The sequence below is a fragment of the Celeribacter naphthalenivorans genome (assembly GCF_020524585.1).
Classification (GTDB): domain Bacteria; phylum Pseudomonadota; class Alphaproteobacteria; order Rhodobacterales; family Rhodobacteraceae; genus Celeribacter; species Celeribacter naphthalenivorans.
Map to the genome: position 1 here is coordinate 1 of NZ_JAIVLK010000018.1, position 5,623 is coordinate 5,623.

General features: G+C 52.6%; 3 tRNA genes and 3 rRNA genes. All 6 read left to right on the plus strand.

What is annotated here, in order from left to right:
* The first annotated feature begins 58 nt into the window (after positions 1-58).
* The 6 genes from LC094_RS21375 (at position 59) to LC094_RS21400 (ending at position 5,509) form a co-directional block, all read left to right on the plus strand.
* Positions 59-1,523: ribosomal RNA gene (locus LC094_RS21375) — 16S ribosomal RNA — on the plus strand.
* Between the two features lie 147 nt (positions 1,524-1,670).
* Positions 1,671-1,746 (plus strand) — tRNA-Ala (locus LC094_RS21380).
* 38 nt (positions 1,747-1,784) lie between these two features.
* Positions 1,785-1,861, plus strand: a tRNA-Ile gene (locus tag LC094_RS21385).
* A gap of 405 nt (positions 1,862-2,266) precedes the next feature.
* Positions 2,267-5,092: ribosomal RNA gene (locus tag LC094_RS21390) — 23S ribosomal RNA — on the plus strand.
* A gap of 79 nt (positions 5,093-5,171) precedes the next feature.
* Positions 5,172-5,286: ribosomal RNA gene (rrf, locus tag LC094_RS21395) — 5S ribosomal RNA — on the plus strand.
* The 16S, 23S and 5S rRNA genes sit together here with 3 tRNA genes alongside, the layout of an rRNA operon.
* A 146-nt stretch (positions 5,287-5,432) precedes the next feature.
* Positions 5,433-5,509 (plus strand) — tRNA-Met (locus LC094_RS21400).
* Positions 5,510-5,623: the final 114 nt, after the last annotated feature.

The following is a 5,623-nucleotide window of genomic DNA, read 5'->3' on the forward strand; positions in this document are numbered from 1 at the left end:
GGTTGGATGGAGTGATGTGCAGAGGTTCGACGTCAAGGTTATGATGGTAACATCATTTCAACTTGAGAGTTTGATCCTGGCTCAGAACGAACGCTGGCGGCACGCCTAACACATGCAAGTCGAACGAGATCTTCGGATCTAGTGGCGGACGGGTTAGTAACGCGTGGGAACGTACCCTTCACTACGGAATAGTCCCGGGAAACTGGGTTTAATACCGTATACGCCCTTCGGGGGAAAGAATTTCGGTGAGGGATCGGCCCGCGTTAGATTAGTTAGTTGGTGGGGTAATGGCCTACCAAGACTACGATCTATAGCTGGTTTGAGAGGATGATCAGCAACACTGGGACTGAGACACGGCCCAGACTCCTACGGGAGGCAGCAGTGGGGAATCTTAGACAATGGGGGCAACCCTGATCTAGCGATGCCGCGTGAGTGATGAAGGCCTTAGGGTCGTAAAGCTCTTTCGCCTGTGATGATAATGACAGTAGCAGGTAAAGAAACCCCGGCTAACTCCGTGCCAGCAGCCGCGGTAATACGGAGGGGGTTAGCGTTGTTCGGAATTACTGGGCGTAAAGCGCACGTAGGCGGATTAGTCAGTCAGAGGTGAAATCCCAGGGCTCAACCCTGGAACTGCCTTTGATACTGCTAGTCTTGAGTTCGAGAGAGGTAAGTGGAATTCCGAGTGTAGAGGTGAAATTCGTAGATATTCGGAGGAACACCAGTGGCGAAGGCGGCTTACTGGCTCGATACTGACGCTGAGGTGCGAAAGTGTGGGGAGCAAACAGGATTAGATACCCTGGTAGTCCACACCGTAAACGATGAATGCCAGTCGTCGGCAAGTATACTTGTCGGTGACACACCTAACGGATTAAGCATTCCGCCTGGGGAGTACGGTCGCAAGATTAAAACTCAAAGGAATTGACGGGGGCCCGCACAAGCGGTGGAGCATGTGGTTTAATTCGAAGCAACGCGCAGAACCTTACCAACCCTTGACATCCTGATCGCGGATTAGAGAGATCTTTTCCTTCAGTTCGGCTGGATCAGTGACAGGTGCTGCATGGCTGTCGTCAGCTCGTGTCGTGAGATGTTCGGTTAAGTCCGGCAACGAGCGCAACCCACATCCTTAGTTACCAGCGGTTCGGCCGGGGACTCTAGGGAAACTGCCCGTGATAAGCGGGAGGAAGGTGTGGATGACGTCAAGTCCTCATGGCCCTTACGGGTTGGGCTACACACGTGCTACAATGGCAGTGACAATGGGTTAATCCCAAAAAGCTGTCTCAGTTCGGATTGGGGTCTGCAACTCGGCCCCATGAAGTCGGAATCGCTAGTAATCGCGTAACAGCATGACGCGGTGAATACGTTCCCGGGCCTTGTACACACCGCCCGTCACACCATGGGAGTTGGGTCTACCCGACGGCCGTGCGCCAACCTTTTGGAGGCAGCGGACCACGGTAGGCTCAGCGACTGGGGTGAAGTCGTAACAAGGTAGCCGTAGGGGAACCTGCGGCTGGATCACCTCCTTTCTAAGGATGATCCTAGCAGATTGGCTTGCCAATCTCGTGGATCACTTAGCAGCTACTTAGTAGCATAGATCAACAATAGTTGGTCAAACTCGGCCAGGCCGTCCTCATATCTCTTCGGAATTCCAAGCAGCCTTCGCGGTTGCTTCTGGGGCCTTAGCTCAGCTGGGAGAGCATCTGCTTTGCAAGCAGAGGGTCATCGGTTCGATCCCGATAGGCTCCACCAGGTTATGATCGGCCACCGGTAGCGTTGCCGATCCGGATGGGTCGGTAGCTCAGGTGGTTAGAGCGCACGCCTGATAAGCGTGAGGTCGGAGGTTCAAGTCCTCCTCGACCCACCATCCTTTAAGATTACATCAGCAAGCACTGATCCAGTGTTTGCTCGTCTAATCTTAGACGACGTCCTCAAGTAGCCGAATAGGCGGTAGGACAACTATCTGACATCGTATAGAGAGATAAAATTGCAACATCGTTGGTTGCCCAAGTGTGGGTTAAACCTCCGTCGCTTCCGAATGGAAGGCAATCTCAACCCCCTTTCCTCGGGGTTTTGACTGTATCGCGGCGTGAAAAGATGATGTTGCCCAAGTCAAGTAAACTAACCAAGTTGCAGTTCTGCGGAATTGCAGCGCGTTTCCGATCCCATACAAGATCGGAAGCGGGAAAGTATGCTTTTGGTTCAGGAAGCATAGCCTACATCTTACCAGCTTGTAGGCTCGCAAGACGCAAGTTTTGCTCTTTCTGGATCAAATCAAGCGCGAGAAGGGCGTTTGGTGGATGCCTTGGCAGTAAGAGGCGATGAAGGACGTGATACTCTGCGATAAGTCATGGGGAGCTGAGAATAGGCTTTGATCCATGAATTTCCGAATGGGGGAACCCACCTGACAGTTTGATATTGTTGCTTCGGCACTCAATATCTTGCTGAAACAGGTACTTTTAACCTGAATACATAGGGTTTTAAGAGCAAACCCGGGGAACTGAAACATCTAAGTACCCGGAGGAAAGGACATCAATAGAGACTTCCCTAGTAGCGGCGAGCGAACGGGAACCAGCCGAGCATGAGAAGTGACTAGAACAGATTGGAAAGTCTGGCCATAGCGGGTGACAGCCCCGTATAGGAAGCTTTGATTGACGTATTAAGTAGGGCGGAACACGTGAAATTCTGTCTGAAGATCGGGGGACCACCCCCGAAGGCTAAGTACTCCTTACTGACCGATAGCGAACCAGTACCGTGAGGGAAAGGTGAAAAGCACCCCGACGAGGGGAGTGAAACAGTTTCTGAAACCGGACGCCTACAAGCAGTCGGAGGGACCTCGAGTCCTGACGGCGTACCTTTTGTATAATGGGTCATCGACTTGGTCTTACGAGCAAGCTTAAGCCGTTAGGTGTAGGCGTAGCGAAAGCGAGTCTTAATAGGGCGAATGAGTTCGTGGGATCAGACCCGAAACCGAGTGATCTAGGCATGACCAGGATGAAGGTAAGGTAACACTTACTGGAGGTCCGAACCCACACCTGTTGAAAAAGGTCGGGATGAGTTGTGCCTAGGGGTGAAAGGCCAATCAAACTCGGAGATAGCTGGTTCTCTGCGAAATCTATTTAGGTAGAGCGTCATCCGAATACCCCGGGGGGTAGAGCACTGGATGGGTAATGGGGCCCCACAGGCTTACTGATCCTAACCAAACTCCGAATACCCGGGAGTACTAGATGGCAGACACACTGCGGGTGCTAACGCCCGTAGTGGAGAGGGAAACAACCCTGACCTCCGGCTAAGGCCCCTAATTCATGGCTAAGTGGGAAAGCAGGTGGGACGACCAAAACAACCAGGAGGTTGGCTTAGAAGCAGCCATCCTTTAAAGATAGCGTAACAGCTCACTGGTCTAGATAAGTTGTCCTGCGGCGAAGATGTAACGGGGCTCAAGCCATGAGCCGAAGCCGAGGATGCCGTAAGGCATGGTAGCAGAGCGTGGTGTGATATAGCTCCATGTGTCCTTAATTCCTTCGGGAATATTGGACACAAGGAGCTTTCTGTGAAGCGGGCGTGTGAACGATCCCGTGGAGAGATCACCAGTGAGAATGATGACATGAGTAGCGACAAACAGGGTGAGAGACCCTGTCGCCGAAAGTCCAAGGGTTCCTGCTTAAAGCTAATCTGAGCAGGGTAAGCCGACCCCTAAGGCGAGGCCGAAAGGCGTAGTCGATGGGAACCAGGTTAATATTCCTGGGCCAGAGAGAAGTGACGGATCGCAAAGGTCGTTCATCCTTATCGGATTGAATGGGCGGCTCAGCGGTCCCTGGAAATAGCCTCTCGTTAGATCGTACCCTAAACCGACACAGGTGGACTGGTAGAGAATACCAAGGCGCTTGAGAGAACTATGTTGAAGGAACTCGGCAAAATACCTCCGTAAGTTCGCGAGAAGGAGGCCCAGTTTCTACGCAAGTATTGGCTGGGGGCACAAACCAGGGGGTGGCGACTGTTTACTAAAAACACAGGGCTCTGCGAAGTCGTAAGACGACGTATAGGGTCTGACGCCTGCCCGGTGCCTGAAGGTTAAAAGGAGAGGTGCAAGCCTTGAATTGAAGCCCAGGTAAACGGCGGCCGTAACTATAACGGTCCTAAGGTAGCGAAATTCCTTGTCGGGTAAGTTCCGACCTGCACGAATGGCGTAACGACTTCCCCGCTGTCTCCAACATAGACTCAGCGAAATTGAATTGCCTGTCAAGATGCAGGCTTCCCGCGGTTAGACGGAAAGACCCCGTGCACCTTTACTACAGCTTCACACTGGCATCAGGCACAACATGTGCAGAATAGGTGGTAGGCTTTGAAGCAGGGACGCTAGTCCCTGTGGAGCCTCCTTTGAGATACCACCCTTGTTCTGCTTGATGTCTAACCGCGGACCGTTATCCGGTTCCGGGACCCTGTGTGGCGGGTAGTTTGACTGGGGCGGTCGCCTCCCAAAGAGTAACGGAGGCGCGCGAAGGTTGGCTCAGAGCGGTCGGAAATCGCTCGTTGAGTGCAATGGCAGAAGCCAGCCTGACTGCAAGACTGACAAGTCGAGCAGAGTCGAAAGACGGCCATAGTGATCCGGTGGTCCCGAGTGGAAGGGCCATCGCTCAACGGATAAAAGGTACGCCGGGGATAACAGGCTGATACTGCCCAAGAGTCCATATCGACGGCAGTGTTTGGCACCTCGATGTCGGCTCATCTCATCCTGGGGCTGGAGCAGGTCCCAAGGGTACGGCTGTTCGCCGTTTAAAGAGGTACGTGAGCTGGGTTTAGAACGTCGTGAGACAGTTCGGTCCCTATCTGCCGTGGGTGTAGGATACTTGAGAGGAGTTGCCCCTAGTACGAGAGGACCGGGGTGAACGATCCACTGGTGGACCAGTTGTTATGCCAATAGCAGTGCTGGGTAGCTATGATCGGAAAGGATAACCGCTGAAGGCATCTAAGCGGGAAGCCCCCCTCAAAACAAGGTATCCCTGAGGGCCGAGGTAGACCACCTCGTCGATAGGCTGGAGATGTAAGTGCAGTAATGCATTCAGTTGACCAGTACTAATTGCCCGATAGGCTTGATTTGATCCAGTAAAAGCAAAACTTTTACAAAATCAAAATCAAAAGCATACACAAACACTTACTTGACTTGGCTCTTTATTCGGTTTGGTGGTCACAGCACCAGTGAAACACCCGATCCCATCCCGAACTCGGCCGTTAAGCACGGTTGCGCCAATGGTACTGCGTCCTAAGACGTGGGAGAGTAGGTCACCGCCAAACCTAATAAAGAGCCAAATATCTCTCTAAACGATACCAAATTCCCCACACGAACAAAAATTCGCCCGTGGGGCATATCGCCTCAAAGCGCAACACGCGCAATAGGCCACACATCGGGCTCAGCGCGCAGCGCACTAGCCCAAAAGTGTCGCGGGATGGAGCAGCCCGGTAGCTCGTCAGGCTCATAACCTGAAGGTCGTAGGTTCAAATCCTACTCCCGCAACCAATAAATACCGATAAGTAACAGATAGTTAAGCGCCTCCCCCGGGAGAATTTTGTCGTTTCAAATTGCCGAAACGCACACAGCCAAAATCAAAATCGCATACATAGTGGCAGGCCG